General features: G+C 52.4%; 30 protein-coding genes. 11 read left to right on the top strand and 19 right to left on the bottom strand.

All coding sequences use genetic code 11. The annotated features are described in order from the left end of the window. Positions 1 to 43: 43 nt before the first annotated feature. From ACSQ13_RS00680 to fliF, 3 genes are read right to left on the bottom strand one after another with little or no spacing between them, the layout of a single operon-like run. Positions 44 to 403: a FliM/FliN family flagellar motor switch protein gene (locus tag ACSQ13_RS00680; RefSeq protein ID WP_176250948.1), complete on the bottom strand. Its 360-nt coding sequence runs from the start codon at positions 401 to 403 to the stop codon at positions 44 to 46. After that, the gene (locus ACSQ13_RS00675) at positions 404 to 1045 is read right to left on the bottom strand and encodes a FliH/SctL family protein (RefSeq protein ID WP_295512638.1); all 642 of its coding nucleotides are present in this window, start codon (positions 1043 to 1045) and stop codon (positions 404 to 406) included. It abuts the gene before it with no gap. Beyond that, positions 1042 to 2736 (bottom strand): flagellar basal-body MS-ring/collar protein FliF, encoded by a 1695-nt coding sequence (fliF, locus tag ACSQ13_RS00670; protein WP_295512639.1) that lies wholly within the window; start codon positions 2734 to 2736, stop codon positions 1042 to 1044. The genes ACSQ13_RS00675 and fliF overlap by 4 nt, the downstream gene beginning before the upstream one ends. A gap of 133 nt (positions 2737 to 2869) precedes the next feature. Here fliF and ACSQ13_RS00665 point away from each other — a divergent pair, with 133 nt between their 5' ends. The 4 genes from ACSQ13_RS00665 to ACSQ13_RS00650 are packed head-to-tail and all read left to right on the top strand — an operon-like array spanning position 2870 to position 5534. Then, the gene (locus ACSQ13_RS00665) at positions 2870 to 3553 is read left to right on the top strand and encodes a flagellar basal body-associated FliL family protein (RefSeq protein ID WP_295512641.1); all 684 of its coding nucleotides are present in this window, start codon (positions 2870 to 2872) and stop codon (positions 3551 to 3553) included. Between the two features lie 18 nt (positions 3554 to 3571). Continuing rightward, on the top strand, positions 3572 to 4522 hold the full coding sequence (locus ACSQ13_RS00660) for a flagellar motor switch protein FliM (protein WP_295512688.1): 951 nt from the start codon (positions 3572 to 3574) through the stop codon (positions 4520 to 4522). Continuing rightward, the gene (locus ACSQ13_RS00655) at positions 4503 to 4874 is read left to right on the top strand and encodes a flagellar motor switch protein (RefSeq protein ID WP_295512643.1); all 372 of its coding nucleotides are present in this window, start codon (positions 4503 to 4505) and stop codon (positions 4872 to 4874) included. Before ACSQ13_RS00660 ends, ACSQ13_RS00655 begins: the two co-directional genes overlap by 20 nt. A 3-nt stretch (positions 4875 to 4877) precedes the next feature. Next, on the top strand, positions 4878 to 5534 hold the full coding sequence (locus ACSQ13_RS00650) for a MotE family protein (RefSeq protein ID WP_295512644.1): 657 nt from the start codon (positions 4878 to 4880) through the stop codon (positions 5532 to 5534). On the opposite strand, the gene ACSQ13_RS00645 is transcribed toward ACSQ13_RS00650, so the two are convergent. The 8 genes from ACSQ13_RS00645 to ACSQ13_RS00610 are packed head-to-tail and all read right to left on the bottom strand — an operon-like array spanning position 5535 to position 11760. Continuing rightward, positions 5535 to 6671 carry an EscU/YscU/HrcU family type III secretion system export apparatus switch protein gene (locus tag ACSQ13_RS00645; protein ID WP_295512646.1) on the bottom strand — a complete coding sequence of 379 codons (1137 nt, stop codon included), beginning with the start codon at positions 6669 to 6671 and terminating at the stop codon, positions 5535 to 5537. It lies immediately after the preceding gene. Between the two features lie 2 nt (positions 6672 to 6673). Then, entirely contained in the window at positions 6674 to 7429 is a 756-nt protein-coding gene (locus tag ACSQ13_RS00640; RefSeq protein ID WP_295512648.1) for a flagellar biosynthetic protein FliR, read from the bottom strand. Positions 7430 to 7431: 2 nt separating this feature from the next. After that, positions 7432 to 9534: a flagellar biosynthesis protein FlhA gene (flhA, locus tag ACSQ13_RS00635; RefSeq protein WP_295512650.1), complete on the bottom strand. Its 2103-nt coding sequence runs from the start codon at positions 9532 to 9534 to the stop codon at positions 7432 to 7434. A gap of 3 nt (positions 9535 to 9537) precedes the next feature. Beyond that, on the bottom strand, positions 9538 to 10338 hold the full coding sequence (locus tag ACSQ13_RS00630; RefSeq protein WP_435988057.1) for a lytic transglycosylase domain-containing protein: 801 nt from the start codon (positions 10336 to 10338) through the stop codon (positions 9538 to 9540). 10 nt (positions 10339 to 10348) lie between these two features. Further along, complete coding sequence (locus ACSQ13_RS00625; protein WP_176250957.1) at positions 10349 to 10618, bottom strand: flagellar biosynthetic protein FliQ; 270 nt, start codon at positions 10616 to 10618, stop codon at positions 10349 to 10351. Positions 10619 to 10654: 36 nt separating this feature from the next. Beyond that, positions 10655 to 10969, bottom strand: coding sequence for a flagellar hook-basal body complex protein FliE (locus ACSQ13_RS00620; RefSeq protein ID WP_176250958.1), 315 nt, complete (start codon positions 10967 to 10969; stop codon positions 10655 to 10657). Between the two features lie 9 nt (positions 10970 to 10978). Then, positions 10979 to 11389 carry a flagellar basal body rod protein FlgC gene (gene flgC / locus ACSQ13_RS00615; RefSeq protein WP_176250959.1) on the bottom strand — a complete coding sequence of 137 codons (411 nt, stop codon included), beginning with the start codon at positions 11387 to 11389 and terminating at the stop codon, positions 10979 to 10981. 17 nt (positions 11390 to 11406) lie between these two features. After that, on the bottom strand, positions 11407 to 11760 hold the full coding sequence (locus tag ACSQ13_RS00610; protein WP_176250960.1) for a flagellar basal body protein: 354 nt from the start codon (positions 11758 to 11760) through the stop codon (positions 11407 to 11409). Positions 11761 to 11821: 61 nt separating this feature from the next. Between ACSQ13_RS00610 and ACSQ13_RS00605 the strand changes: the two genes are divergently transcribed. Beyond that, positions 11822 to 13192, top strand: a complete 1371-nt coding sequence (locus ACSQ13_RS00605; RefSeq protein WP_176250961.1) for a FliI/YscN family ATPase — start codon at positions 11822 to 11824, stop codon at positions 13190 to 13192. Between the two features lie 140 nt (positions 13193 to 13332). On the opposite strand, the gene ACSQ13_RS00600 is transcribed toward ACSQ13_RS00605, so the two are convergent. The 4 genes from ACSQ13_RS00600 to ACSQ13_RS00585 all read right to left on the bottom strand — a co-directional run bounded on the left by ACSQ13_RS00600 (position 13333) and on the right by ACSQ13_RS00585 (position 16324). Beyond that, entirely contained in the window at positions 13333 to 14208 is an 876-nt protein-coding gene (locus ACSQ13_RS00600; RefSeq protein ID WP_295512655.1) for a flagellin, read from the bottom strand. Between the two features lie 147 nt (positions 14209 to 14355). Next, positions 14356 to 14853, bottom strand: a complete 498-nt coding sequence (locus ACSQ13_RS00595) for a flagellar biosynthesis protein FlgI (RefSeq protein WP_295512657.1) — start codon at positions 14851 to 14853, stop codon at positions 14356 to 14358. Next, on the bottom strand, positions 14850 to 15176 hold the full coding sequence (locus ACSQ13_RS00590) for a rod-binding protein (RefSeq protein WP_295512658.1): 327 nt from the start codon (positions 15174 to 15176) through the stop codon (positions 14850 to 14852). The genes ACSQ13_RS00595 and ACSQ13_RS00590 overlap by 4 nt, the downstream gene beginning before the upstream one ends. Then, positions 15176 to 16324 carry a flagellar basal body P-ring protein FlgI gene (locus ACSQ13_RS00585; protein WP_435988099.1) on the bottom strand — a complete coding sequence of 383 codons (1149 nt, stop codon included), beginning with the start codon at positions 16322 to 16324 and terminating at the stop codon, positions 15176 to 15178. Before ACSQ13_RS00585 ends, ACSQ13_RS00590 begins: the two co-directional genes overlap by 1 nt. Before the next feature lie 348 nt (positions 16325 to 16672). Here ACSQ13_RS00585 and ACSQ13_RS00580 point away from each other — a divergent pair, with 348 nt between their 5' ends. Continuing rightward, positions 16673 to 17203 (top strand): response regulator transcription factor, encoded by a 531-nt coding sequence (locus tag ACSQ13_RS00580; protein WP_435988056.1) that lies wholly within the window; start codon positions 16673 to 16675, stop codon positions 17201 to 17203. Here the strand turns inward: ACSQ13_RS00580 and ACSQ13_RS00575 are convergent. The 4 genes from ACSQ13_RS00575 to ACSQ13_RS00560 all read right to left on the bottom strand — a co-directional run bounded on the left by ACSQ13_RS00575 (position 17200) and on the right by ACSQ13_RS00560 (position 22967). Beyond that, positions 17200 to 18282 (bottom strand): flagellin, encoded by a 1083-nt coding sequence (locus ACSQ13_RS00575; protein ID WP_295512662.1) that lies wholly within the window; start codon positions 18280 to 18282, stop codon positions 17200 to 17202. The two genes, ACSQ13_RS00580 and ACSQ13_RS00575, sit on opposite strands and share 4 nt — an antisense overlap. A gap of 10 nt (positions 18283 to 18292) precedes the next feature. Next, a complete protein-coding gene (flgK, locus tag ACSQ13_RS00570) occupies positions 18293 to 19711 on the bottom strand; it encodes a flagellar hook-associated protein FlgK (RefSeq protein ID WP_295512663.1) in 1419 nt (472 codons plus the stop codon). A gap of 23 nt (positions 19712 to 19734) precedes the next feature. Then, positions 19735 to 21036: a flagellar hook protein FlgE gene (locus ACSQ13_RS00565; protein ID WP_295512664.1), complete on the bottom strand. Its 1302-nt coding sequence runs from the start codon at positions 21034 to 21036 to the stop codon at positions 19735 to 19737. A gap of 128 nt (positions 21037 to 21164) precedes the next feature. Continuing rightward, complete coding sequence (locus ACSQ13_RS00560; protein ID WP_295512665.1) at positions 21165 to 22967, bottom strand: hypothetical protein; 1803 nt, start codon at positions 22965 to 22967, stop codon at positions 21165 to 21167. A 119-nt stretch (positions 22968 to 23086) separates the two neighbouring features. Between ACSQ13_RS00560 and ACSQ13_RS00555 the strand changes: the two genes are divergently transcribed. From ACSQ13_RS00555 to ACSQ13_RS00535, 5 genes are read left to right on the top strand one after another with little or no spacing between them, the layout of a single operon-like run. Beyond that, positions 23087 to 23818: a flagellar hook basal-body protein gene (locus tag ACSQ13_RS00555; protein ID WP_295512666.1), complete on the top strand. Its 732-nt coding sequence runs from the start codon at positions 23087 to 23089 to the stop codon at positions 23816 to 23818. Between the two features lie 22 nt (positions 23819 to 23840). Further along, a complete protein-coding gene (flgG, locus tag ACSQ13_RS00550; protein WP_295512667.1) occupies positions 23841 to 24626 on the top strand; it encodes a flagellar basal-body rod protein FlgG in 786 nt (261 codons plus the stop codon). A gap of 13 nt (positions 24627 to 24639) precedes the next feature. Beyond that, positions 24640 to 25323: a flagellar basal body P-ring formation chaperone FlgA gene (gene flgA, locus ACSQ13_RS00545; protein WP_295512668.1), complete on the top strand. Its 684-nt coding sequence runs from the start codon at positions 24640 to 24642 to the stop codon at positions 25321 to 25323. Beyond that, positions 25320 to 26057, top strand: a complete 738-nt coding sequence (locus ACSQ13_RS00540) for a flagellar basal body L-ring protein FlgH (RefSeq protein ID WP_435988055.1) — start codon at positions 25320 to 25322, stop codon at positions 26055 to 26057. The genes flgA and ACSQ13_RS00540 overlap by 4 nt, the downstream gene beginning before the upstream one ends. A 12-nt stretch (positions 26058 to 26069) precedes the next feature. Next, positions 26070 to 26531, top strand: a complete 462-nt coding sequence (locus ACSQ13_RS00535) for a flagellar biosynthesis protein FlgH (protein WP_295512671.1) — start codon at positions 26070 to 26072, stop codon at positions 26529 to 26531. Positions 26532 to 26538: the final 7 nt, after the last annotated feature.

The following is a 26538-nucleotide window of genomic DNA, read 5'->3' as shown; positions in this document are numbered from 1 at the left end:
AAACTACGGCGCAGAAATGGTGGTAAAACGATGCGCACAGCCTTCAGATCTCGGAAACGAAGTCTTTGACGATCTCACGCAAGGCAACGCCCAAAGTGTCACCTTGAACCCGAACCAAATCGCCACGCGCGACCATGCGGTCATTAATCATGATATCGACAGGTTCCCCGACGCGGCGGTCAAGTTCGATAACCGATCCTTTTGTAAGATTAAGGATTTCCGAGATGGGCATGCGGCTACGGCCCAGCACAACACGAACATCCAACTTAACACCAAAAATAGCGTCCAGGCTTTTGGAGTCTGCGACATGCTCTGACGTTTGCTTTGCGCTGTTCGCAGCTAGTGCAGCCTTTGTTGGTTTCGGCAGATCTGACGGCATTGCTTCGCGTTCATTTTCCGACATTTATTCCGCTTCCTTATTGGTTTCTTTCAACTGATTGGCCGCAATTTCAAGCGCTTCTCGCATGGCTTGGGCCGCTTGAGCGATGTCATAATTCAAACGACCGGCTTTCCAGTTTACCTGCGCCGCCCCGGGTGCCATTTTTGGATCGCCGACTATGGTAACCTTGGCAGTCAAGGGCTGCTCCTCCAACCAAGTGGCGGCCTGTTCTTCGAGGGCCTTCACCACATCCGGGTGCGCGTGGATGGATAAAATAGGATCTGTTCTTGCTTTTTTTACGCTTTCCCGAATTCTTGCCACAGCCAAGTCCGCTCCATGCTGGGCCAGCAGTTCTGGAACCAGTCGATCAGCAATCCCTAGGAACATTTCCACGATATCGCGCTCGGCTTCATAGGCCTGGTTGGCGTCTGTCTGAACAAGCTGGTTCAGCTGCGCTTTGATCTGCTCGCGTTCCTGTGTCAGGCGCTCAGTCTCGGTGGCGTCAAATTCAGTATGTGCATCAAGCTTTCCCACACGGCGACCGGCGTCAAAACCTTCTTGGCGGGCTTTTGCCAGCTTATCGTCCAGCTCCGAATTCGGGTTCTGTTTTTCAGGAAATACCGGCCCCGCTTCAGCGTCGAAATTGCGGTCAAACAGCTCAATCATGCCTCAGCCTCAGCGGGGAGCCATGAGCGAATGACGCGCAAGACATCATCAGGTTTTTCATCGACAAGGTTTTGAATTTTTTCGATATTCCGCTTGTGCAGGTTGCCACGGATACCTTGCGTTTTGATGTATTCCGCCGACTCCAGATCGCCGTTGTCCGCGCCAGACATTTCATTTGGCGTCAATTTTTCCGAACTAGCGCCTGCCGATGGCCCCGGCATCAAGGGCCGATAGTTTTTCTGCTCGGTCTCCAACAGCCCGGCATTCTCCGCACTCGCTGGGGGCAAGACGCCCTCTTCAACGCTATTCAATTCTTGGGGCTCGCCGAATTTACGCAGCAATGGGCGGACACCCAAGATCATAACCAGGGCCACAATCAACAACGCAAGAATACCGCGGAAAATCGGAACAATACTTTCGGTAAGCTTGGAGCCCAAAGACTGGTTGATCGGATCACCCAAATCCATTGAGTAGTCCATGAAGCGCATACTATCGACCGAAACACTGTCGCCCCGTGTTTCCTCGAAGCCGACTGCGGATTTCACAAGTTCTTCCAGACGGGCAAGTTCTTCTACGGTGCGTTCGTCATAAACGATGTCAGACCCTTCCGCATTGTAGATCCCGTTAACCAAGACAGCGACCGAGATTCGCCGGACATCCCCAGCTTCGCGGACGATTTCACGGCGCGTGTTTCCGATCTCGTATTGGACTGTCTCGCCAGTCTCGGACTTGTTATTTGTTGCAGCCGCACCCTCTCCACCAGCCAGCGCCGCCGGTATGTTATTCTCGACGCCAACGTTACCGGTCTCTTCAGTATCGCTCTGGTTTTTGGACTTGCTTTCAGTGGAGCGGACAACTTGCTGATCGGGGTCGAAAGACTGCTCTACGATCACTTCCCGCTGCGAGCTTAATTCGACGTTAACATGAACTCGGGCATTACCGGCACCAACGCGGGCGGTCAGAATGCTTTGAATTTCCTGAGCAAGGCGATCTTCTGCCGAAGTTTTCGCTGTTTGCATCCCGCTCTGACCAACGCCTTCGCTCCCTTCGGCAAGAATAGTTTCGCCACTTGCCGACAGCACGGTTACTTTTGAAATATCCAGGCCGGCAACGGAAGATGCGACAAGATTTCGGACGGCCTCAGCCTGTTTGCGGCTCACCGCGCTACCGGCCTCTGGCCTCAGAATGATTGACGCCCGGGGTGATGGAGTATCCCGCGAGAAAGGCTCCCGATCGGGCAAAACCAAATGCACACGCGCAGAGGCAATTCCATTAAGCGTTTGGATAGATCGTGCAAGCTCTCCTTCCATCGCGCGCATCTTGTTAATCTTCTGCAAGAACGAGTTCATCGCCAAGCCGCTGCTTTCGTCAAACAGTTCCCAACCTGGATCGCCGTCGATTGGAATGCCGGTTTCGGCCAGTACCATACGTGCACGGCCTGCGTCGGAACGCGGCACCGAAACGCTGGACCCATTGTCGGTTATCAAGGCCTTGAAGCCGGCGTTTGTGAGCGTCGCTTCAATGGAGCCGGCCGATGAAGCCGAGAGATTCGAATAGATTGGCGTGTAATCCGGCTTGGTTACTGCGCTTAATCCCAAGACCAGCGCAAGGACCATAGCAGCACCTGCGCCAAGCAAGATAGCCAGCCTTGTCCGGCCGAGCGCCATTAGATTTTCGAACAATCCCTGCATAGTATATCCACTCTTCTGCCCTCTCATCTTAGATCATGTATATCAGCGAAAGATCAAGTATTAAAGAAAATTTAACCTTGTTATTTTTGACGGTAGGTGGCAATTATTCTTGATATAGATTGCAGGTGTAGGTGTGGCAAAAAAAGAAAAACGTGTTTCGGCTGCGAAGGATGCGCCCGAGGGGGGTGCTGAAAAGCCGCGCGGGTCAAGAAAGATGCTTCTTGCAGCTGCATTGATGTGCGTGCTGTCGCTTGGCGGCGGGTTTTTCCTCGCGCGGACTGCATATCTCCAGGAGGTCGAGTCGCTCGTTGAGGAAGTTGATTCTGATCATGCGGTGGCGGATGAGAGCGGAGCAGACGCGCATGGAAATGATGCTGACACGCACACTAAAAAATCAAATTTGGTTGAGGATCCGTTGGCCAAAGATGGGCATCCTGCCGAGAATGCGATGGCGCTTCAGGAAAAACCGAAGGGCGGAGACGGGTCTGAGGCCGTCGATGACGGGTTGTTGGACATCGGTGATTTTGTCACGAATATTCAGGAATTTGACAGTGAGGGCAAAGCTGTAAGGGTTTTTCTCAAGATCAGTATGGTTGTGGCCTATCGTACTGAACCCGGCGCTCAGGCTCTTATGACAGAGCGGGAGCCATTCATGCGTGATGTATTTAATGGATATTTGCGCGGCCTTTCGGAATCCGACGTGAGAGGCATGGCGGGAATTCTACAAGTTAAATCGGAGCTTCTTAAGCGCGCACGCGCCGCAGTGGGCAATGATCTACCGCAAGAAATCCTCATTCGTGACTTGATTGTACAGTAAGGTGGCGAGTTGGACAAAATGACGCAAAATACTAAAGTTGATACCGCCAGCGCTAATCTTGTTGATGAGATTATCCGCATGTCGAATTTCAACTTCGAACGCCTGCCGATGCTGGACGTTATCGCCGAACGCATGGTTGAAAACCTCACGGCAGTATTCCCGGATTTGACGCGCGTCATGTGTGATGTGTCTCTGGTGTCTTTAGAATATCTTCCGATGGGAGAGATTATCGAGGGCCTGCCATCGCCGGTGTTTTTTGCGGTTGCCGATGGCGAACCGTTCGAAGGTGAAATCCTTCTGGTTCTAGACCAAAGCCTGTTGATGACCTCGGTTGAGCTTATGCTTGGGGGTAAGGCCCACCAGATCAAGAACATTGATGATGAGACGCATGAATTCACCGCGATTGAATTGCGGTTTGGAGAGCGTCTTGCTTCTACCATCTTTAGCGTGTTGGAAAGGTCGTTTTCAGTCGTGACACCAACAAAGCTGGCGCTGGACCGGATAGAAACGAATAGCGATGGGGCGATCATCACAAAGAATGCCAGCCTGTGCGCACGGTTGAGGTTTAATATCCTTCAAGCGGGTCAGGTTGGCACGTTGGATTTGGTCATTCCATATGATGCGCTTGAACCTATTCTGCCCGATTTGGGCAGAATGTATTTCGGCGACCGGACGTCTGGTGAAAATAGCTGGCAGGCAATCATCAGTTCGCAAATCAAAAGTGCCAGAATGGATATGGAAGTCGTTTTGACGGAAACTTCATTCCCAATTCAAAAGATCATGTCCTGGAAGCCGGGCGACACAATTGATCTGGGCATTGAAGACGGGGTGGAGGCGTTGATGACATGCGCAGATTCCCCGATCTTTAAAGTTTCTCTTGGCAAACGAAATAACGGCTTTGTCGCCGTTCAAATTACTGAAAAGCTCGCAATTCTAGAGGAGTCTGAAAATGATGACGACGATAATTGATAGCGTAATTATTCTGCTTTTGATGGGCAGTATTGGTTACGGGTACATTGTATCGCGCAAAGTCCGTGTTCTTATGGCGACGCTTAAAGAGTTGCAGCCCCTGGTGCACGAATTTTCCCATGCCGTTGAAAAGTCAGAGCTTTCAGTTCATTTGATGCGCCAGAACATTGAGGATGCCGAGAAGGCGGGCGCAGAACCGGTCGCCGAAACTGTGGCTGTTGAAAAAGCGTTCTCCAGTCAACGTAGCGCCCCTCAAAAAGAAGTTGATACATCCTCCAAAATGCGTGTGTTGCGTGACAAGAAAGAGCTTGTGAAGGCATTTTTCGAAAATACCCCCGCGGCTAGGGTTTGAGCAGTGATCAAGCTATTAAACGGTAAGCTCATCCTCGGCGGCCTCGCGGTAACTCTCTGTGCAAAGGCGGCGTTTTCTTTTCCTTTGCTGCCTTTATTCAAAGACGCGGAAATCCAGAACCCGCCGATGGTTATTCAAACAGCGGCAGTCAAGGAGGATGCAGCAGCTGTTCCTCAAGAGGATGCGCCGCCCCTTGTGAGTGGTTTGGAGGAAAAGGAAACAACCTGTACCGCTCCGGAGGAAGTATTGCTTTCGCTGAACCGTGAACGCGATCTGGTTGCACAACAAAAAGATGAAATTCAGAACCAAATGGCCGAGCTGGCGTTGGCTCAGGAAAGTCTTTTGGTTGAACTGGCGTCGCTGACAGAATTGAAAACGTCGATCGAAGAGCTGTTGGGCAAAGTTGAAGCTGCTCAGACGGACGATTTGAACCGTCTGATCGATCTGTATTCAAATATGAAACCGACAGATGCCGCACGCATCATGGATGATATGGACATTGAAACAACGATAATGGTGTTGGGCAATATGAGACCACGCACCGCAGCGCCTATTCTTGCCAAAATTCCAGCGGTCCGGGCGCGGGCAGTTTCAAAAATTATCCTTGAGAGATCGCAACTGCCTGGGGACCAGGATCTGGTGGGCATCAAACTGAAATAATCAGTTTGGCTTTGTCCTCAGGGTCGATCCTTCGGGGGCTTTGCTGCCTTTACCGTCTTTCTTGAGGTCAAAAACAAAGCGGATAATCTCAGCGACGATCTCCCAATGCTCAACGGGAACGACCTGATCGATTTCAACGGTATCATATAGAACCCGCGCCAAAGGTTTGTTTTCGATCATGGGGATCCCGTTTTCAAAGGCAATTTCGCGGATTTTCTGCGCAACAGCGTCGGCACCTTTGGCGACGCAGACGGGAGCCATGTCATTCTCGGGATTGTACTTCAGCGCAACTGAATAGTGGGTCGGGTTGGTTAGAATTACATCGGCCAGCGGAACGGCTGTAATCGAGCGCTGTTGTGACAATTCACGCCGCCGTCTTGCGCGTTTGTTGCGAATCTCTGGAGATCCTTCACTCTCCTTTTGTTCATCTTGAATGTCTTTTTGGCTCATCCGTTGCTTCTTGCGCCAGTCAAAACGGCGCCAAAGAATGTCAGCGATAGCAACGGGCACCAAAAATATTGCCGCAGCTAACAATAGTTTTTGCGCGGCGATGCCCAGATAGGCGGGAAGATATTCAGGAATGAAACCCGACGTCGTCCAGATGCGCCTAACGGCTTCCTCGGTCACCCAGATCGCCATCGCACCTACTGCAAAGACCTTGATGATGCTCTTGATGAACTCGACAATCGAATTCGCGGAAAAGAGCCGCTTTAGGCCCTCGAAGGGGGAGAGTTTGGACAGTTTCGGCTTGATCCGCTCGACGGCAACGACTGTTTCGCCCTGAATAACAGCGCCAATGGCGCCCCCTGCAAACAAAACGGCAAATAGAGGCCCGATTGCTATGGCCAGCCGCATGAAGAAATCGCTCATGATTTGGCCTAGGCGGTTAACGCCTGGGTCGCCGGTTGCCACGTCAAAATTTGAAGTCTGCTCGATGAGAATACTCAGGGCGTAAATGATCTTGGGTGCCTGCAAGGGAAGAACAAGCGCCGTGATCGCCAGAAGCGCAAGAATCACGACCATGTTCCCCGTCTCTTTGGAGGAGGGAACATCGCCTTTCTTGCGCGCGTCCTTAAGCCGCTTTTCAGTCGGTTCTAACGTCTTTTCTGTGCTGTCGTTGTCGCCACCTTGTGCCATGGCTAAATCTTAAAGCCAAAAAGCCACTCTTGAAAACGCTCAATAAAGAAATCAAGAATTGAGGGCATTGCGATGGCCAAGATTAGCAGGCCGGCACCGATCAATATGGATGCGGCGACAAAGAATACAGGGAGCTGGGGCATCATGCGGTTCGCAAGACCCATGCCAAGGTTTAAAACCACGCCCATGACAAAGAATGGGGCCGCAATCGCTGTCCCGATATAGAGACTTTTGCCCGCAACCTTGAGCAGTTCATCGGTCAAATCGCCGATCATTATTTGTCCCGGTGGAAAGATTTCATAGCTCGACATTAATGCCCTAATAATAAGATGGTGTGTGTCTGTCACAAAGATCATGGTCACAGCGCTTAGCAGCATCAAGGTCGCTACCATCGTTGCGCCCTCAAATGACCCGAAGGACGGCCCAAAAGCGTTTGCCAAGCCTGACACCTGCCCAACCTGGAAACCCGCAAATTGCAGCGCTGACAATAGGATACGCGCGCACATTCCGATCCATAGGCCGATTGTCACTTCTTTCGCGATTAAAAGAACGGCGCTGACGGGGCTGTCGGGCATTGCAAGTGAAATTGGGGCCATCGGCATCAGAGCAACGCTGATGAGCAACGCGATAGACAGGCGCGGCCGAAGGGGAATCTGCGCCTCTCCGAAACCGGGCATGAACATCAACGCAGACCCGATGCGCGCGAAAACGACGAGGTATGAAAAGAAGATCGATGAGACAAAGGCATCCAGCGACACGACTAGTTTCCGATCTTGCCAACGGTGCGCAAGGACGCTTTTCGGTGGACCTCGTTGTGGGAAATTACCTGTGTCATGGGGCTAACCCGTTCAAGAATTGAACGTACATACGGGCGAGCATGTGGTGTCACAAGAATTGCCGGCCATTCATCCGCGTTGGAGAATTTTTGTACTTCTTTTCGGGCCGCCAAAACAAAATCCTGAACCCGCGAGGGCGACATTAAAAACGTCTCTTCGCCGTTGGCCGTAGAGATGGATTTTACCAATTCACTCTCCCAGTCGCCACCAAGACTGATAACAGGAATATAACCTTGGGCGTCTTTCAACGACTGGCATATTTGCTTGGAAAGCTTGCCACGTACATGTTCAATAATGGAACGGATATTCTTGGTGTTGGCACTCGCCTCCGCGACGGCTTCGATGATCCGGGGGAGGTTCCGAATTGAAACCCGCTCCGATAGCAATGCCTGCAAGACGTGCTGCAAGACGATCGCCGGACTATTGTCAGAGCTGCTGGAAAGCAGTTTTTGATAGTCTTTGTCCTGACCTTCAATCAATTCTTGGGTCGCTGCATAGGTTAATATGTCAGGCATGTGCTCTTTGATGACTTCTGTCAGGTGGGTCGTCACCACGCTTTCAGGGTCAACAACGGTTAACCCCATCATTTCAGCCTCGGCACCGCGCGCTTCATCCACCCATATAGCATCCAAGCCGAACGTCGGCTCACGTGTCCGTTTGCCGGGCAGGTCGATCTCCCCTCCTGTGGGGTTGATGACCATCATCATCAGTGGGTCAACCTCTCCACGGGCGGCCTCTACCCCTTGCAAGGAGATTGTGTAAGTCATTGCAGGCAAATCAGAATCGTCCTTGATCCTGACCGGGGGCAGGACAAACCCGTAGTCGTTGATAAACAGTGAACGGAGGCTTTTGACCTTGCCGGGCAATGCCGCATTTACCGAGGTGATCATTGGTACAAGTGCCGATCCCAAATCAAGACGCAAGTCGTCGACGCGGAGCATCTCGGAAATCTTGTCTTCGGCGGATTCTTCCGGAGCGGCCTTCTTGTCAGCTGCAATCTTTGCAATCGCGTCTCTTTCGCCGATCTGTTTTTGCATGATGTAGCCAAACCCGGCCATTCCCACCGAAAGCGGCAAGAAGATTGCCAAAGGAAAGCCGGGCAGCCAGCCAATGCAAAATGTCAGACCTGCGGCCATGTACAGCGCGCGGGGATAGTTGCTAAGCTGGCCCAAGACCGCTTCGTTTGCTGCGCCCAAGGTGCCGCCCTTGGTGACCAGCAAACCGGCAGCCAGCGACACGACAAGCGCAGGTATCTGCGTGACCAAACCGTCCCCGATGGTCAGGACAGTGTATTTGTTCATGGCTTCGCCAACGCTCAGCCCGTGGCTCATCATGCCGATCATGATGCCGCCGAAAACGTTGATCAGCGTGATAATCAGACCGGCAACGGCATCGCCGCGCACAAATTTCGAAGCACCGTCCATGGCACCGAAGAACGAGCTTTCTTCTTCGACTTTCTTGCGGCGGGCTTTGGCTTCATCTTCGGTGATGGCCCCTGCGCCCAAGTCGGCATCAATTGCCATCTGTTTGCCGGGCATCGCATCAAGAGAGAAACGCGCAGCGACTTCGGCGATCCGGGTGGAACCCTTTGTGATGACGATAAAGTTGATGATCACCAGAATCGCAAAAACAACGATGCCGATTATGAAATCACCACCAAGAATAAATTGCGCGAAACCTTGTATCACATCGCCCGCGGCATCGGGCCCGTTGTGACCCTCGCTTAGGATCAGCCGCGTCGATGATACGTTCAGCGCCAACCTGAGCATGGTCACAACAAGCAACAGGGTAGGGAAGGAGTTGAACTCCAAAGGTGTGCCAATCCACAGGGCGACCATCAGGATAAGAACCGACAGCGACAAAGATATCGCAAGGCCAAGATCAAGAAAAAACGGGGGCAGGGGAATGAACAGCATGGTAAGGATAAGAACCATACCAAATGCAAAACCGATGTCGCGGTTGTTGCCGCCCAGCTTGGTAAAACTAAAGCCCGACCGGCTTGGCAGATTTGTATCAGGCGTTGCCATGGGTCAGTTCACCTTTGCATAAGATGGTAGGATCGGCTGCAATATTTGGGCCGAATATATCGACATCGCGCCCACCGAGCGCCCTGAATTGGCATCTGTCATATCCGCGCTCCAGTTGAAACCGGGTTGTGCAGATGGTGCGACGACAGCCAGCGTAACTTCGTCGGTGGTTTGCGCATAGTCTGAAAATTGGCTTGCATTTCTTTGCGCAACGCGCTGGTTTTGAACCAGTTTCTTCAGGTAAGCGGTTTTATAAACTTCATTTTTCGAATGGTAACGCCCTGCTGCTTCCCACCAGTCACGCGTCTGCGCAAACAAACCCTTTAGAAAGCGCGCCGCGTAATCGACATTTGCATGCGGATCAGTCGCCGCTTCGAGCGAGGCAAACTGATCCGCATGCCAGCGCTGGTTGATCTGCATGCACCCGACATCGGTTGAAAAAACGCCTTCGCCTTGGGTTTTGCGCACATAGGCATCAAGAGCTGCTTTGCTGCCAAAAAACGCGCCCTTGCCGTTTGTATTTGCTGTCCAGGGCCAGATCACCAGTTTGCCGCTGACACGGCGCCCGGATTCCTGAAGCCCGATCGCCAAGAGCAGGTTGTCAGGTATCCCGTATTTCTTTTGCGCTGCCATTATTTGCTGAAAGCAGACGGAGGACGGCGCGAGACTTGTTTCTTCCAGGATAACCACAGTATTGGATGGCTCAGAAGATGTGTAAAAACCGGATGACCAAGTATTTGCCTCTGCACTTGCGTTCGAGGCGCTGAAAAACACCAAGATTAAAAATGCTAAGGTTTCTTTCACGCGCGGCACGTTAGATACCGCCATTGGAAATGAGGTCGAAAACGCGGTTCGAAAGCGCGTTTAATGTCGAAAAGATGAACGGCAGTGACAAGGCTAGGGTGACAAATATCGCGGCAATCTTGGGGACGAAGGTGAGTGTCATTTCCTGAATTTGTGTCAGCGCTTGAAAGAACGCGATGATCAGGCCAACCCCAAGCGCAACGACCAAAACAGGGGCCGAAGCGATGAGTGTGGTTGTGAGCGTCAGCCGCGTAATTTCATAGATTGTGACGGAATCCAAAACGAACCTCCAGACGATGCCCCAGCGTGCGACCCATCAGATCGGCATGCGCATAATGTCTTGATAAGCCTCGACAAGTTTGTCCCGCATCGCGACAGAAACCTGGACGGTACTTTCCATTGCCATTGTTGCTTCAACCACCTGCTGAAGCCCTGCCTGACCGGTCAGACCCTTCATCGCCATGCTGTCGCCTTCGCGAACATTATCAATGGCTTGACTGGCTGCATTCGCAACCATCTGGGAAAAATCTTTGCCATCCGGTGCGGCGGGGCCAGTGCTGCGTTCGCCCTGAACGGTCTTGGCATAGGCTGCCTGAACGTACGTAGACCGGACCGCTGAAAAATCAGTCATCGTAATTCCTTACTTCAAAAGCTCTACAAGCTGGCGGCGCATGTCACGGGCATTTTCGACCATCGACAAGTTCGCCTCGTAACTACGGGCTGCTTCGCGCATGTTGCTCATCTCGATCAGCGGATTAACGTTGGGCAGCTTAACATAGCCGTTTTCATCTGCAGCGGGGTGCGACGGTTCGTATTGCAATGTAAAAGCGGATTCGTCCCGCTCGGTGCTTGTGGCCTCGACAATTGCAGATCCAGTGCGCTCATCCGTGCCGTTTTCGAACGAGATAATCTTGCGTCTGTAAGGATCACCGCCAGCTGTTTGCGAAGTCGAGTTTGCGTTCGCCAGATTCTCTGAGACAACGCGCAGTCGATCACCTTGGGCGCGCATGGCACTTCCCGCCGTCACTGATATTGCTGAAAGGGCGTCCATTCAATAACTCCTAATGCTTAACGGCGGCCGGCAACCGTATAGATCATCTCGTGGGCCTTACGGTACAGGTTCGCGGCGATTTTGAACTGGCTTGCGTTGGAATTGGCTTCCATCATCTGTTCTTCCAAAACGACGTTGTTTCCGGTCATATCCGACTGCCAGCTTACAGAAGCCTCAACCACATCAGCCTCTTCAAGGGCATTACTGGCCCGAGTGTCGTTGAGGTAGCTTGCGAAGCTCTCGATGTCTTTCGCCTGATATTCAGCGACATCTGCGTTGGCGATGTTCTCGGAAACGACCTTTTGACGTGTCGAAAGCCACTGCAAACGTTTAGTCGCGAGATCAAACAATGATGTGGATTCTGTATTCATTCTAGACTCACAATTTATACTTGATATATACCAAGTATAAAAAATTAAGGAAGGGTTAAATTTGCATTCTGCCTTCTCTAATCTACAGAGCAGTATTTATTCTTGCTCAAGTGTACAGGTAACAGGCACCGTAAAAGCTATTGTCGGGATGACCCTGACCGTGGGGGGGCTTGAGTCTCTCGCGGGGATCGGCAGCCGGTGTCGCGTGCATTCAAAGAACGGGATAATCGAGGGAGAGGTGGTTGGCGCGCAGGGGTCCGAGCTTTGCCTTCTGCCCTTTGGCACCTGGAACGGGGTTGCGATTGGCGACCCGGTCAAACTGGTAGAGCATGACGACGTTATCCACCCGGACGATTCATGGATTGGCACAGTCGTTGACGCATTGGGGCAACCGTTGTCCGCATTTACCCGCGTCCGTCGTCCGCAGCGCAAATCGAAATTCCGCGCAGATCCGCCACGGGCATTTGACCGCAAGAAAGTGGGCGAGAAGCTCGAGACTCAGATTAAATGTATCGATATCTTCACGCCGATTTGTCGCGGGCAGCGTATGGGGGTCTTTGCGGGCTCGGGTGTTGGAAAATCAACGATGATGGCGATGTTGGCGCGGAATACCGATGCCGATGTTATCGTCATTGGGCTGATCGGGGAGCGCGGTCGCGAAGTTCAGCAGTTCATCCAGGAAGATCTGGGCGAAAAAGGCATGGCGCGCGCCGTTGTTGTTGTATCGACCGGCGACGAGGCCCCATTGCTGCGCAAGCAGGCCGCATTGACGACGACAGCGATCGCAGAGCACTTCAAATCACAGGGCAAGCAGGTCTTGTTGCTGCTTGATAGCGTCACGCGATTTGCTATGGCTCAACGTGAAATCGGCCTTGCCCGAGGTGAGCCGCCGACATTGCGTGGCTATCCACCTTCGGTCTTCAGCGAGCTGCCACACCTGCTCGAGCGCGCAGGACCTGGCCGCGCCAATGAAGGGGACATCACGGGGCTGTACACCGTTCTTGTCGACGGGGACGATATGAACGAACCAATCGCGGACGCTGTTCGCGGGATCGTTGACGGGCATATCGTGCTGGACCGTCACATTGCAGAACAAGGCCGTTTCCCGGCCGTTAACCTGCAAAAATCGCTCTCCAGAATGTTGCCGGGGTGCCATTCACCAGAAGAGTTCGAGATCACAAAAGTGGCCCGTAAAGCCTTGGGAACATATGCGGACATGGAAGATTTGATCCGCCTTGGCGCTTACAAAGCCGGCTCTGATCCCGAGACAGATGAGGCGATCCGGTTTTTCCAGACGGCAACGCCATTTCTCTCTCAAAGCCGTGGCGACAAGACGCTGGCCGCAGAAGGTTTTGCGGATATTTACCGGATGATACTGGAAGCCGGAATCAAAGACCCGCTGCAAAGATTCTTTGAAACCCAGCCGGAGTAACGCTGAATCTTACCAGTCTCCAAAACGAAATGACCCGGCCCGCAATCAATGCAGGCCGGGTCGCTTGGAGGTACTCAATAATCCATTTAGCGAAACGGTAAAACGTTAAGCCGCGAGATTATTTAACATAACTAACCTTATTAGCGGAACAGGCTCAGGATGTTCTGCGGCGCTTGGTTAGCGATCGACAGTGATTGTGTCGCGAGCTGCTGCTGTACCTGATAGGCTTGCAGACGCGCGGCCTCTTCTTCCATGTCCGCGTCAACCATCGAGCTTACACCGGAGTCCAGTGTGTCTGTCAGGCTGTCAAGGAACTGCATTTGGCCATCAAGGGTATTTTCAGTGATGCCCAAGGAAGTCGATGCCGTGATAGCGGCGGAAAGTTGTGCCTCAGCCGCGGCCAGGTTTTTTTCCATTGTCGGAGCTTTGAAGGTTTCATCAGTACCGGTTGTCAAAGGATCGTCTGCTACATCAACAGCATTCAGGTCAATCGCAGCCAGCGCATCATGGATGCCCTGCAAATCGACTGTGTCAAATGTGATGCTTGTTGTTGAGAATGAAACACCTGCGCGCGAAATACCCGTAACCACTGTCACGGTCGAGGATGCTTCCCCAACCAGATCATCACCGTTAAAGGTTGCTTGATCAATTGCGGACTGCATGTTCGTTACAAGTGCGTCGAGTTCGTTCTGAACGTCAGCCTTGTTGATGCCGTTGCTTTGGGCAAACGCAATGCGCTCGACCATTTCTTGCGCGAGATCACTGACAGTTTCAGCGCCAAGTCGGGCAGTTGCGACGGAGTTCTTTGTCGCTGTCATGCCTTCGTTGATGGCTTTGAACATGCCGCTATCGCCCTTCATCGTCTCGGAGATGGCGAAGTAAGCTGCGTTGTCCTTACCGGACGATACTTGCAGCCCGGTGGATACACGGGACTGAGTTTCGTTAAGCCCACGGTTCACTTCTTTGAGTGTGGCCAGAGCTGTCATTGCGGAGTTATTGGTGAGAATGGACGACATATGATGTTCTCCTTTATTCTCTTACTGCTCAGCCTTCTGACTGATAACCCAGTCTTCTGACTGAGATCGGCGTTAGCCAACAGAACTTATGTAAGGGCTGAGGTTAACGCGCGGTTAAAGAATTCGGAAAAATTGTCAGTGCGTTGGTCAGAATTTCTGATCGATGCTCATTTGAAGCGTGTTTGGCTTCCCCAGTTTTTGGCCGGTTTTACCATATACCCCACTTAACCCATTGCGATTGATGATTTTTTCAAATTCTCGCAATATGGTACGTGCGGCAATTGCCATGCGCGACAGCATGGCGTCGTCTTCCTCAATATTTTTTTTCAGCTCGGATAGGTTTTTCCGGATCATAAGCTTTTCCGAAAATTCGTGGTTCAAAAAGGGTTCGATCAAAGGGGTTCGCAACTCCAACCATTTTAGCGCACGCTCTTTGCGTTCAAACACTTCTCCAACGACACCAAGATCACCCTTCTTAATTGCGGCGATCTCGTATTGAAGGATGTCGACGGTCTCTTTGATCTTGCTCATGTAATCCAGAAGATTGGTCTCGTCTTCGGGTGTGAGTGTCAGCTCCCCCGCCGGTCCGTTCTGTGGTGCGGCATTTGAACGATCGCCAAAGCGGAATTTTTTCTTTTGTGTCATGATCCACCTATTTTGTCATCGGTCACAGAAGATGCCTGCCCATAGGCACCCAGCATATCGCTGACGTTCCCGGCAAGGCCCAGACCGCCCTGCTCAACCAGGTTTTTCGCAATCTCTTCTGACATGAACGACCGCCACATGTCCGCTTGCTGTTTGCCACCAAACGCTGTGGAGCCTGCGGTTTTCATCATCTGGTCAACAAACTGGGTCAGAAACAGCGCTTCGAAATCCTTGCCTGTTTGAACTTCCTTGGCATCTTTTGCTTGCAGGTGACTTGCCGCAGGCATCAAAGCCTGGAGAGGATTTGCACTGATATCATCCATCAAATGATCTCCAAATCCGCATGCAGGGCACCAGCAGCCTTGATCGCTTGCAAGATCGCGATCGTTTGCCGCGCACCTACTCCAATGGCATTCAGCCCGTTAACCAATTCTTGCAAGCTGACATCGCCATCAAGGATCGTAAAACTGGCGTCCTTTTCGGTGATATCAATTTCCGTCTCAGGAACGATGACAGTCGTACCGCCGATACTGATTGAACCGTCGGCAATCACGGTCGTATCGCCGCCCAAACTGACGGGGCCGGGTTGGCTAACGTTGTAGTTCTCACGTACACGCACCGTTAACCCGCCTTGGCTGATAGCAACCTGCGCGATTCGCACATTGGCCCCCATCACAATCGTCCCCGACTTTTCGTCAATGACGACGCGGGCCACGGCATCTGGGGCGACCATCAAATTTTCGACGGCCATAATGGTTTGAGGGGCGTTTTCTTTGCCGCCGACCCAGACTTCGATCGTCCCTGAATCGAGGACTTCGACCTGGCTGGACCCAAGTTCATCGGCAATCGCTTGGCGCACCCGGTCAGCTGTTGTGAAATCGGGTGTGTGGAGTGCGATGCGTATGCTGTCGAGCTGGAAGAGGCTGAATTCGATCTCGCGTTCAACAATGGCACCGTTGGCGATGCGCGCAATGGTCGGAACGCCTTCCACAACGGACTGGGCGTTGCCTTGGGCCAAGAAGCCGGATGCAGCGACTGCACCCTGCGCCACGGCGTAAACCTCGCCGTCTGCCGCAGTCAGGGGCGTGATCAATAGTGTCCCGCCACGCAGGCTTCCTGCATCACCCAGTGACGAAACCGTCACATCAATCGGCGATCCGCGGCGCGCGAAAGGCGGCAACTTGGCCGTCACCATCACAGCAGCAGTATTAGTTGTCTTGAGGGTGGCGCTGTCCAGATTGGCGACGCCCAACCTCTCGAGCATCCCGCGAATGGATTCACGTGTGAAGGGGCTTGAATTGAGCTTGTCACCGGTGCCCTGCAGGCCGACGACCAGGCCGTATCCAATCAGGTGGTTTTCACGCACGCCTTCAAAACTCGCGATATCCTTGATCCGGACATCTGCACTTGCAGGGATGGCGACCATTGCCAGCATCAGCGCGCAAAGGCTGCTTCTCAGTGTTTTCCGCATGAGATGGTAAGTTGTCATTTATAAATCCCAAGCCACAAGAATACCTACATATACAGTAAGTTTATTTATTCTTGCAAGCTTAAGCACAAGTAAAAAATTTCTTTAAATATTGTTAAAAAAATATATTCTTGTTAAACACATGAATAACATAATCAAAAGGGCCTACCAAAAATGCGGATGTACGTCTTTGAGCAACGACAGGATCGCCATAGTGGGCTGTCCAAGGAACTACGTACCGCAGGTCTTGAGGCGATTTTCGTAACAGACGATTTTTTCGTTACAGGCATTGGTCAATTGCTGCAGCAAGGCCACGAAACCAGCGCTATTCTGATCGGTGAAAGTGAAGATATGCGGCGCCAAATCCAGGTAGCCCGCGCGGCTGGATGCGTTAACCCCATCATCGTTATCCGTGATTTTCGAAATGCCCAAGACACCTCTGAGCTTTTGAATATCGGGGCGGATGATGTCATCGTTAGCCCAATCAAAGGCACCGAGCTTTTGTCGCGCACAAATTCGATCATTCGCAGGCTGTACGGTCATGCGGGGGAAAGCGTTATCGTCGGCGAACTGACGGCGTATTTTGACGGTCGCGATCCGATTGTCTCGGGCAGCCAGATAAAGCTTTCAAAAAGAGAATACTCGGTTTTTCAACACCTTGCGTTGAACTCTAACCGGGTGATTTCCAAAGACGCGATCTATGACGCAATCTATGGCACCAGTGTCGATCAACCCTTTGACAAGGTGATTGATGTTTACATCTGTAAATTGCGCAAAAAGTTTGCCACAGCATCCGAAAGCGGCTGGCAATATATCGAAACGGTACACGGGCGCGGCTATAAGCTGAGCTCGCCGCAATCGCATTCGCAGATCGCCAGTTAACGCAGGAAGTTCAGGATCGAGAGACTGGAAAGGCGCGCTGTCACTTGGTAGCTCGCTTGCAACTGGGTTTCCAAATTATTCATGCGCGTGACGGCCTCGTAAGGGTCGACGCTTTCGTAGTTTGAAATTTGAGTGCGCTGGACAAGAGAAACATCGTCTAGCTGCTTTTGTGATTTTTCGACGATTTGTTGATTAAAACCAATGCGGGCGGAAACATCCAGCAGGCCATCTTGGGCCTTGGTCAGGTTTTCAACAACCTTCCCCATCCAGGCTGTATAACTTTCCTCGTCCATTTTGCTGACATCGGTGACAGCCAGCATCGCAAGGCCCTTATAGGCGTTGCGAAATGCCGCTTCGTTTCCGCTAATGCCATAGACAAGATCATGCCCGAAATTTATTCTTGCCTTCACCTGCTTTGCGGGCACTCCTCCGGCGTCGAGCGCTGGCGTTCCCGCATAAAATGTCTCTTCGAAATTATTCGACGGATCGGCGGTATCATTTGATGCAAAGGTAAGGTCAATCTGGTCGATAATGGCCGCAGCGCTTGCTGCATCTGTCGGGCCTGAACCAAAAATTGCGGTGGTCACATCTTTTGGTGATCGGCCTGTTGTCGCATTTTCTTTTTGCCACTCAGTAAACGGCGGCTTGCCTGACTCCAGCCCCGAAAAAAGATGATCGCCGTTGAAGCTGATGTTGAACGTGGAAATCAATGCCTCGAGGGCTGCGTTTGCCTGAAGCTGCAACACCTCGGCACCATTTTGTGGGCGGGTCGCGTTAATGACCACGTTTTCAACGACTTGCTGCAACTGGTTCCGTGCGGCATCAACAGAGGTCAGCATCGCCCCAAGCTTGGCATCTAGGACTTCATTCGAGGTAATATAGGTCTGTGTGTTTGCCTCTTGCCCGTGAAGTTTGATCAAGTTCGCAGCGTGGGGCCCCAAAGCAGAATAGACATCAGCTTTCCGTCCTGTTGCCGCTTCCTGGCCCGCACGCTGAAGATCGACTGTCGCGCGCTGAACACTTTGCCGGTTGAAAAGGTTGAACTGGAACGAAGAGAATGTGTTGATGCCAATTACCATTTTATCTTTCTCACACCGCTGCGATTAGCGTGTCGATCATCTCTGACACTGTCGTGAGGATACGGGAGTTTGCGGCATAACTTTGCTCGATCAGCATGAGCTGCTGCATCTCGTCATCAATATTCACACCTTCAGAGTTGCGCCGCGCTGCCATGACAACCTCTGCCGCCGAACTAGCCGCGTTAAAGTCGTTTTGCGATCGCGCACGCTCGGAAGCTTGGGAAGCAATCATTTCGGCGGCAAAGCTTTTCAGGTCGATCTGCGTCGGAATCCCCGTATCAGGATCGGCACCGACAGGATTAGCCAAGGCTTCGACAAATAGCACAACTTGCGATGAATCTGACGCTGGGCCTGGCTCCGTCGCGCCCAGACCATCGCGAATGCGCCATACCTCTCCGTCGCCGGACAAGGATACTTTGTCGTTCAAGCGCAGGCGGCTTGCCAGACCAACACTGTTCAGCGGGTCGAAAGCAAGGCCGTTGTCGGTAAACAGACCAGGCTCCCCCGGTGACAAGGTCGCGTCGGCATTTTCAAACGATTGGACCAAGCCGCGGGCATATTCATCAAGCTGCAAACTGAACCGCGGGATCACTTCGCGCTTGAGCTGGGTAAGCCCGACAAGGCTGCCATGCCGCAACCCCCTGACGCCCTCTTTGAACGGTGTGATATCCTGCGAGCCTGCCATCAACGTGCCGTCACTGGGGAAGAATTTCACGTCTTGTACAAAATCACCCTCAAGCAAGGCGGCGCCATTGGCGGTATAAATGCTGATCGAACCGTTAGATGACACTGCCACGCGCGTATCAAGGATGCCTGATATCTGGTCCATCAGGCCGTCGATTTTTTCGTCGATCTGCGCACTTTGCAACGTGCCGCCGCCAAAATCGCGGCGGTTAACGTTTAGGTCCCGCAATTGATACAGTGCCTGGTTCAAATCCGCGACTTCATAGCGGATTTCCATGTTTACGTCGTTCAGTGTCGTTCCTAGGGTCGTCGCCGCCCCGCGCACGGACTGAACCAGATCTTCGGCCGATAAAACAGCCGCAGTCTGTGTTCCGTTGGAAGAGGGCATATTTGCCAGGTTTGTCAGGCTGTTTTGAAAGTCGTTAAAGCGGTCCGCGGGGGATGTGCCATCACCGGGTTGGCCCAGATACGCGGTGTACCGGTTCAATCCCTCCTGGATCACCTGATATTGCGCCATTTTTCCGTTCTCAAGGCGGGACAGACGCTGAAGAGAGGCGTCTACCTCCCGCCTCACTTCACCGATAACTGGCCCACCTTGCCCGGGGCCGGGGGACACAAGCATACCTTGGCGCCGAACATACCCCGGCGTCATCGCGTTGGACACGTTATCAGCCGCAATTCGAGAGAGGCCTTGCGTCGTCTGCAAACCCGATACGGCTGAATTGAGTGCGCCTGAAAGGCTCATGTTTTCCTCCGGCTAGTTACGATCTATCGCTTGAGCCTTGTTGTCTCGTCCATCATGTCGTCAACGGTGGTAATGATCTTGGCATTGGTCGAAAACGCCCGCTGCGCTTTGATAAGGTCGGTCATTTCCTGGGCGATATCGACGTTTGACGCTTCAAGGGCACCCGCATTTACCGATCCGACAACCGAAGAATTCGCGCGCAAAGCCGAAAACGATCCCGTTTCACCGGACAATTTGTATGCATTGCCCTTCACCTCGACCAAGCCGTTGGGGTTGGCGACGATCGCGACAGGGATTTCATAAATCGCGCGTCTCAGGCCATTGTCGAAAATTCCATAAAGTGTTCCGTCCTCGGCGATTTCACTGCGCACCAATTCACCAACGCTTGACCCGTCGCGGTCAAAGGCGATGCTGTAATCGCCCGCAAATTGGGTCACCCCTTCGAAACTACCGGGTGCACCAAAGTTGATTTCAATTTCTTGTGGTACAACACCGTTATTCAACGTCAGGCTCGCTATGCCTGTCGCGGTGTCAAAGGCAAAGGCCGATGGCGCAACGGCTGCCGAGGTTACATTGGAATAGGAAAGCGGCGCACCGGCCTGCGGCCCAGAGTCAGAGAATTCGAGCGTCATCCCACCCAATGCAGCCCCCTCATGGTCAGAAACTGCGATATCCCACATGTTTGTCGTCGTCGTTGGCGTCCATGTGAAAGACAGTCGCTGGCTTTCGCCAAGTGCTGTGAATATCTCGGAGGAACTGGAAAAAGGTGCGCCAGCAACGGCAAGGCCGGTGTCCTGGGATGGCAGGTTCCCAAAGGACTCAACGGTTGTTGTCACATCAGCCGAAATGTTCAAGTTACCGATGTTAACGGTCTCCATCTGCTGGAAAGAGCTCCGGTCTACGGATCCGACTGTACCGTCCACACCCACTGGGTAGCCGGCCAGAAAATAGCCCGCAGCGTTCTTCAAGTTCCCATCCTTGTCAGGAAGGAACGACCCTGCGCGGGTCAACATATAGTTTGTCGGGACTTTCTCGTTCGGTGACAATGAAACGGCAAAAAAGCCGTTACCGCCAATAGCCATATCTGTTGGTGAGTTCGTTGAGATCAGCCCGCCAGCTGTCGAGATATCGATTTGATCAACCGCTGCTACAGAAAGCACGCCTTCGCCAAAACCACCCGACGCGGTCGTTGTGACCATGTGCGCAAAGCCGCGGCGATACCCAACTGTGTTAGAGTTCGCGATGTTTTCAGAGATGCCACCAACTGCTTGGGAGTTTGCCCGCAAGCCACTTACGCCCGTCTGAAGCGCGCTTGAAATACTCATTTGACCACCTTTTTTTGTCTTTTTATTCCTGCCTATCTCATTACTTACATGTTTAAGATTTAAGGAAAGTTAAAGATTTCACTTTTGTCCTTGTTATGGACATGCTTTCAAAAAGAAATCTGATTTTTTCATGGAGAAATTCCGGATTTCTTAATGCTATCAATTGCCGCATCCAGGCGTTCGAGCCGCTCCACGGCACCCTTAACGCGCAGAGGCAAAAGGGGGGATGGCGATGAGTCAATGTTATTCACCATAGATATCAGGTGCTTGGACTCGGTCAGGTCAGGAAAGGCCCGTACAATCCTGTCCAGTGCATCAAGATCACCTGACCGATTTACTGCGATCAACAAACGCGCCGCATCCTGAAGTTCAAATTCTTTCGGATGGGAGCTCCACATCTGCAAATAAACATCTGCAGACTGCTCCCACTGCTCTTCTTCGGACAAGGCCATGCCCATATTGCGCAGATGATCGACAGAGGGGTCTTCAAGAAAAACCTCAAGAAACTTGCCGCGATCACCAAGACCAGACAGCACGCGCGCCTTTAGAATGCGATAATCTTGAATCGAATTCTTGCCTGCATTCAGATCCATCAAATCGAGCGTTACCCGTGCCTGGTCAAGAAGCCCGCCTTTCAGCTGCGCTTTTGCCAGTTTCATGTTCAGTCGGAACAATTCGGCACCAAAATCAACTTGCTGGGCTTCTTCTTGTTCTTGGGTGATCCGGATCGCGCTGCGATATTCCATGGCAGCAAGATCAGTGGACCCAAGTTTAAGAACGTAATCCGCCAATATTTCAATTTGGTCCGCAAATCCGGGCAGCGTGCGAAAAACGGGCAGCAATCTTAGATGCAGTTTCATCCAGTCCGATAGCGGATATTTTCCCTCGGCACCTTTTTGATAGATGGCTGCCAGCCGGTCCTGCGCATCCTTTCGGGTTTCTTCAACCTTTGGCCCTGCCGGAAATCTAGCCAGCATTTTCCCCAAGGTTAGCGCCTCTTCGACCTCGTTGTGCAGCAGGTGATAGACACGCGCCATTCTTCGGTGCAGCTCAAGCTCATAATTGTCACCGCGCCAGGATTCTGATCCGTTCTCAAGGATGCTCTGCGCAGCGAGCAAGGCCCCCCTGCCCCCTTCTTTAAGCGCCATATCGGCAATCGCCAGACGCGCCCGCGCTGCATAGACGTCCTGCCCCTCGGCAGCCTCAAGATATGCGACAAGTGCCGCTGCATCATTGTCGCGCCTCTCATTTGCGCGCCCGATCAAGAATTGCTCGGTGGGTGTGCCTACCAGTTCGGGCAGTTCTTTGATCAAGCGCAGCGCGATGTCAGCGTGCTGGGCCAAGTCAAGTTCCACCATAGCCTCAACAAATAATGGCAGCAGTTCTCGCAATACTGCCTTGGATTGCTGGCCAAGCCCCGTGAAACTCGACTTTATATTCGCCTGCAGAAGCTGACCGTCGGAAGAGGAGATTGCCTGAAGGCTGGACCAAAAGGCCATATCGGTTCGGGCGGGGTCACTTAGGGGGGACGTGGCAAACGTCTCAACCGGGTCGCCTTTCAGCAAGGCTGCAGCGTCACTTAATGCACGGTAGCGTTTTGCGCCTACCGGGCTGTCCGGCACCACCCTATCAAGGACAGACGACGCTTCATCTAATAGCATATGGGTCAGGTAAAGCTCTGCGGTATCCATTAACGTTTCTGTATACTCGGACCCGCTTCCGGCACTTAGCATTGCAATTAATGAGCTCAGATCTTCTTTGAATGTGCTCGCCTGCCAATACTGCAGGTCTAAATCACCGCGCCTTTGGCTTGATGCCAAAGGATGCGTGGTCGACTTTCCAGCAAGTTCAGTTGCTGAAGCATTCGAAAAACCGAGCGGTCCAGCAAGAAGCAAAGCGACGCAGCCGCATTTTACACATGATCTAACCATTACATTGTTCTTGCTCTCAAGTTTAAACCCTGTATTAAACTTGTAGTCGCCAAGATATACTTTTGCAACAGTCTGCTAGCTGTTCAAATGGGGTGATTGTTGCCACGGGGGGATTTTGAATGACCAATATCAGCTATGTTTCCCTTTCTCAGACGGCGCTCCTTGAGAGGAACCTGAACACGACTGCGCATAATCTCGCAAACGCGTCTACTTCGGGCTACAAGGCCATCAATCCTTTGGTCGAATCTGTTGAGTATGGCAGCGGTGAAAACACCATCAGCTATGTTCAGGATCGCGGAAGCTACCTTGATCTTGCGAGTGGCCCGCTGACGCCCACGGGCAACCCATTTGATATTGCCCTCTCTGGCGACGGTTGGCTTTCCTTCGGGATGGAAAACGGTGAAACCGGCTATAGCCGCCATGGTCGCCTTGTGGTGGATGCGGACGGGCAGCTTAAGACTTCGGCTGGATTGCCGGTTCTTGATGCGGGCGGCGGGCCGGTGCTGTTGCCCGATGATATCGGGGATCAGGTTGTCATCACGCAAGGCGGTACGATTACAGATCAGAGCGGTGCCGTTCTTGGGAGCATTGGGATTCTCAAGATACAAAATGCAGCCGGATTATTGCCGCTTGGGCGGGGCATGTATCAACTGCCTGAAGGTGCAGAGGCCCCTGTAGTCGCCGAAGATGTTAAGGTAAATCAAGGCTTTGTTGAAGGCAGCAATGTCGAGGCCGTGCTTGAAATGACACGCCTTATTTCAATTCAGCGGGCCTATGAGAATTCCATAAAGCTAATGACGCAAGACTATGAATTGACGAAAACAGCGATCCAGAAACTGGGACGCATCTGATGAGATTGAATGGGAGCATCAAATGAAAGCACTTGGTATCGCCGCGACAGGTATGCTCGCGCAACAAACAAACGTTGATGTCATCGCCAACAACATCGCCAACGCCAACACGACCGGTTTCAAAAGCGGGCGCGCGGCGTTCAAGGATCTTGTCTACCAAAGCCAGAACAGCGCCGGATCGCTGACCTCGGCAGAGGGCACAGCACGGCCGGTTGGGACCGACATTGGCCTTGGCGTGCAAGCGGCGGGTGTCATCCGGCACAACGCTCAAGGCGGGTTGATCCAGACAGAAAACCAAATGGATCTCGCGATTGAGGGAAGTGGTTATTTTGTGGTTAATCGTCCTGATGGCACGCAAGCCTATACCCGCGACGGGAACTTTGAGCTGAGCGCCGAAGGGCAGTTCGTGACCCTGAATGGGTACGATGTTGAGCCGGCCATTATTGTTCCAGAACTAACCCGGCAAATCGAGATTAACCAAGCCGGTATCGTCATGGCCTATGTTGAAAACCAAACAGACCCGGTTGAACTTGGTCAGCTAACCATGGCGACTTTCATTAATGATGCGGGGCTTAAGCCCTTGGGTGACAACATGATGGAAGCAACACCCGCGTCGGGCGAAGCCGTGCAGTCGAACCCGGGAGAGCCCGGTATCGGCATCCTGAGACAAGGTTATCTTGAGCAATCAAACGTGAATATCATTCAGCAGATCACCGATTTGATACAGGCGCAGCGCGCTTACGAGATGAACTCCAAGGCGATCGAGACTGCTGACCAAATCATGACCACGACGAACCAAATCAAGTAATGAGGTCGGGTAAATGAAGCTGATCAGAAGTTTAACGCGCCTTTATCTTGGCGTCCTTGCCGCCGTCATCTTGGCGTCGGTAGCGACGGCAGAGAGTATTCCGGTGACGGAACTGGTCGAAGAGCGCACGATGGCCGAGCTTGGTGCCACGATCCCTGTCAATGGACGCATGGATATCCAGATGGCAGAAGGCATGATTAGCAGTGGCCGCTTTATCCAAGAGTTTTGGATCGATCATAAAACCGGTCAGTTCATTGCGAATGTCATGACTGAGGCCAATATTCCCCAACGTGTTTGGGGAGTTGTGATTATTAACCTTTCTGTTCCGGTCCCAAACCAGCGTCTGCAACCAGATCAGATCGTAAGCAGAAGCGACATCACCATGGTGGATATGCCAATGCAGCGCTTGGGGTCTTTTGCCATAAGCGATGTCGATGAACTGGTTGGCCAGCAGGTGCGCCGGATGCTTGTGGCCGGCAGACCGGTGCCACGGCAATCTGTTATGCCGCCCCGGATTATTACCCGCGGCGAAGACGTGAAAATACAGTTAAATTATGGCGGCTTGCGCCTTACAGCAAAGGGCAAAGCAATGGCTGATGCACATGCGGGAGAAGAAATCCGCGTGGTTAATCTCTCCAGCAACAAAGCAATCTCGGCCATCGCAACAGGTGCCGGAATCGTAGAGGTCGTAAGATGAAATTGATGCGGTTAATCGACCTTAAGGGTTTGCTAATCTTGCTATCCGTCTTTGTTTTATCCGCCTGCGAGCAGATTAATGAAACGCGCAATCCAACAGTCAGTGATCTGACCCTTGATCCTAATGCGATGGGTGAAGTTAACCGGATAAGCATTCCAATGCCGCCCCCGGTCGCGCCTGCAGTCGCAACACGTGCCGAAGCGTCGAGCCTGTGGGATTCCCGCAAACCCCAGCTTTTTCAAGACCGCCGCGCCGGAAATGTCGGCGATCTGGTGACAGTGCTGATCGACATTAACGATCGAGCCCAGCTACAAAATGCTTCGGGGCGCAGTCGGTCTGCGTCACAAAGTGTTGCAGATCCGGATATACTTAACTTTGATATCTCGACTGACAGCGGCAAGTTACTGGGCCTGGACAGCAATTCATCGGTCAACGGTGAAGGTTCTATCCGCAGGAATGAATCGATCCGCTTGCGCGTTGCCGCGCTGATTATCCAAACGCTTCCGAACGGAAACTTTGTGATCGCCGGACGCCAGGAAGTCAAAGTTAACGCCGAACTGCGGGAGCTAAGGATTGCCGGCATTATCCGTCAGGCGGATATCTATGTTGATAACACCATCGACTATGACAAAGTTGCAGAGGCACGGATCACCTATGGTGGTCGCGGACAGATTTCGACGGTTCAAACACCAAGATACGGGCAGGATGTGCTTGAAGTTATCCTTCCATACTAGAAGGTACCTCCAATGATCAAAATCATGATTATCGGTGCCCTCGTTTTGGGAATGGGGGCGGCGGGTTATTTTGGCGAGCAATTTTTGCGCTCGTCCCAAGCCCCTGTATCAGAGGCCGCTGCCGCCCGTAAAAATGAGCTTTTGTTCAAGATGCCTCTGGGTGATTTCACCATGCAGATCACGCAGCCCGGTGAAATTATCAACATGACGATTAATCTTGATGTCTATGTGATGGGGGCCGCGGCGTTTGCCAAAATCAATGGTGCAAATGGGCGTGCTTTGCTGCGTGATGGAGCCGTCGCGGCCATAGCCGAGCTTGCGACAACAAACTTAGGGATCACTGTGACCTCCGAAGAGGACGTCATGAAGCTTGATCTATCAGAACAGATCGTGCGCAAGCTCTATGTCAATTTCCCTTCGGTCCGCACCGCGAGGATTAATGCTATTTTCATGAGGAAAAGCGTTAGAAAATAAGTCTTTA

Source organism: Sulfitobacter sp. SH22 (genome assembly GCF_965641905.1).
Lineage (GTDB): Bacteria > Pseudomonadota > Alphaproteobacteria > Rhodobacterales > Rhodobacteraceae > Sulfitobacter.
The sequence above is the reverse complement of the archived record's forward strand: the minus strand, read 5'-3'. Positions and strand labels throughout refer to the sequence as shown.